The sequence below is a fragment of the Mycolicibacterium novocastrense genome (assembly GCF_001499835.1).
Taxonomy (GTDB): domain Bacteria; phylum Actinomycetota; class Actinomycetes; order Mycobacteriales; family Mycobacteriaceae; genus Mycobacterium; species Mycobacterium novocastrense.
Map to the genome: position 1 here is coordinate 1 of NZ_LQIH01000052.1, position 2,613 is coordinate 2,613.

3 protein-coding genes are annotated in these 2,613 nt (G+C 67.0%); 2 read left to right on the top strand and 1 reads right to left on the bottom strand.

Going from position 1 to position 2,613, the window contains the following annotated elements:
* On the bottom strand, positions 1-726 hold a 726-nt coding region (locus AU072_RS23220; protein WP_165595650.1), incomplete at its 3' end, for a relaxase domain-containing protein.
* 320 nt (positions 727-1,046) lie between these two features.
* On the opposite strand from AU072_RS23220, the gene AU072_RS23225 reads away from it, so the two are divergent.
* The gene (locus tag AU072_RS23225; RefSeq protein WP_064415941.1) at positions 1,047-1,520 is read left to right on the top strand and encodes a hypothetical protein; all 474 of its coding nucleotides are present in this window, start codon (positions 1,047-1,049) and stop codon (positions 1,518-1,520) included.
* 492 nt (positions 1,521-2,012) lie between these two features.
* Positions 2,013-2,345, top strand: coding sequence for a hypothetical protein (locus AU072_RS23230; protein WP_328586875.1), 333 nt, complete (start codon positions 2,013-2,015; stop codon positions 2,343-2,345).
* The last annotated feature ends 268 nt before the right edge of the window (positions 2,346-2,613 follow it).

A 2,613-nucleotide genomic window follows, 5' to 3' on the forward strand; every position in this document is an offset into this window, starting at 1 on the left:
CTCGAGCACGTCGGCGACGGCCGCATCATGGGCCGCTTCAATCTGCTCGGCCACCGATAGCGGGGCGATGGCCCACAGCGCCGACACTGATTTCACCGGCGAGAACGCCAGGTCGTATCCGGCCACGGCGGTCGTGCGGGCGCGGGTGTTGCGGGCGATGAATCCGGACAATTCGCGGTCATCGGCGGGTGGCCGGCCGTACTCCTCGGCGAACAACCCCACAGCCACGCGGGTGCGGATCTGTGCGCGGATCTCCGGGGCGATGGTGGCGTGCCAGTGTGCGCCGTTCTCGGCGTTGTGGTCGCGGAAGGCCACCGCCAAACGCCGCGCATACTCCGGTTCGCCGTCGCGTACCAGGGACCCACGACCGAGTCGGCTGGCCACCCGTCCCGAGCCCATGCTGCGGCCGATGACATAGGTCTCGATGCGCTCGGCGTTGGGGTGCAGACCCAATCCGTAAAGGGCGCGCATCTGCGCCTCACTGACGCCCGATCCCTCATCGACGGTCCAAATCTCCTCGCGGGCTTGCGGGCTCGCATCGCAGCGGCCGGTATCAGAGAGAGCGGCCAAGCCCCGACCCATCCACCGACCGGGCGATTCACCTTTGGCCGAGTAGTAGTCGGCCAGCGTGGATCGGCCGCGCTCGGTGCTGTCGGCGGCAGCGACCTGCCGCACCAGGTACAGGTATCCGTCCCCGGCGGTCAGCTTGTGCAGCGTCATCACCATGACGCGCACGCAGGCGTCCGCATGCGCCGCACGCTACGAACTCAGCGATTGGCGAAGCCACCACCAAACCAGAGGTTCTTAGAAAAGTCTTAGACGGCCAATACTCCTGAGTGCAAGAGGTGTGTGGTCTGTCGTCGGGCTACGAAAGGGGTCGTGGGGCAGGGAGCTGGGCGAGCTGAGCGGGGGTGGTAGGGGAGTGGGCAGCGGTGTGGTGCCGGGTAGGGACGGTGATGCGGCAGGAGCGACGGGGAAAATTGGTGAACGACGAATGTGGCTGTGGTGGTGGCCCGGTCGGCCAGCAGGCTCCTAAGGTTCCGACCATGACAACACCACGGATATCGAAGCTCGAGGCCCGCAAGCGCGCCCATGAAGCGTCCCGCCGGGCCAACGAGGCCCGCGCCGCGAAGGAGAAGGCGAACATCGACGATGCCGCGGAGATCCTCGTCGCGGTCGGCAAGATCGCCGAAATCGAAACCTGGAAGAAGGAACGCTTGGCCCAGCTGCGCCAGCAGCTCGACATGGAAGTCGCCAAGAGGGTAGATGCCCAGCGCGCCAGGGGCGGCGCGGCGGTCGTGCGTATGCAGGGCCGTGGCGAGACGCTGACGACGATCGCCACGCGCACCGATCTGGGAATCGGAATAGTTCGCACCATGCTGCGGCACGGACCGAAGCCTGAGAAGCCCACGGCCAGTGATGATTCGCATGCACTAGGTGCGGGTGGCGTGGCCGGTGGGCCGATGGGAGTTGTTGACCCTTACATCAGTGAGCCGCCGGCCGATGCGGCGTCGGCGTGATGTGCGGCCGGCGTTGAGCGTGGTCGTCGGTGTGCGGGATCAGTGGCGCCGGGCGGCGTTGGTCGGCCCGTGCGTGCTGTGTCATGCCAGCCCGCCTCTACGCAGGTCGGGACGCGGACGTACAAGCCGGTTGAGCATCGTGCCGGTGAGAAGCGCTCGACGGGCGCGCCTGCAAGGCGTCTGGCCAGCTTTACTAGTGTGCTCGGTGTGGCGGCGGGTGCAGGACCACACAGGGGGCTCGGGAGTGCGATTCACAACGCCGGTGGAAGCTGGCCGCGCTGGGCGCTCTGAATGTCAGTTCTGACGGTTAGGTTCAACGGCGATGAGAAGCGCCGAGCGGCTGATCGCTGAACGGCGTGTGCACGCCGCGGAGATCGCCCGTTTTCACAGCCATGTCGTCTGCGGGCCAACGGCTTCGGACTGCAACATCTGGGCCGGCGCGACGGTGCCGATGGCTACGGCCGTTTCTACCTCACCCGAGAAGGGGCGGGGTTGTGCGTTCGCCCGCACCGCTACGCGTTGGCGATCGTGTCCGGTGTGGTGGCCGCTGGGGTGCTCGGAGTACACGAGTGCGACAACCCGGTGTGCATCAAGGTCGCAGCGGCGACAGATCCCCACCAGCACGTCGTTTCGGGCGCGCAGGGCGACAACATGGATCGCATGGTGCGGATGCGCCGTGGCGGCGGCCGATATACGGTGCGATGCTTCGACAGTCGGGGCCTGCGGCGCGCACGGTCGGTGGCGTTGCGCGAAGCGGTGCGCCACGGTTGGGATGACGCTGCGGTGCAGGCGGCGCTGCTGGGTGATCAGCCCACATTGTGGTGAGATTCGTCAGTACCCGTTGAGATTCGGTGAGCATGTGGCCGGGCGTGGCGAGCTGGGCGGTGTGGGGCGCGGTGTCGCAGCGGCGAGCTGGAGGCGTTGAGAAGGGATGCGGCAGTGGCGGTTGCGCGCGCGCTTAGCCGCGATTCAGGAGCATTGCGTCGCGCGGCGGAGGCACAGTTCTGGCGTCGAACTGAACCGCCCTGGTTCTGCCGGAGGCTCGATCTATTGGATTGCGACCAGGGGCTGGTCGCTCCGTTGGGCATCGTAG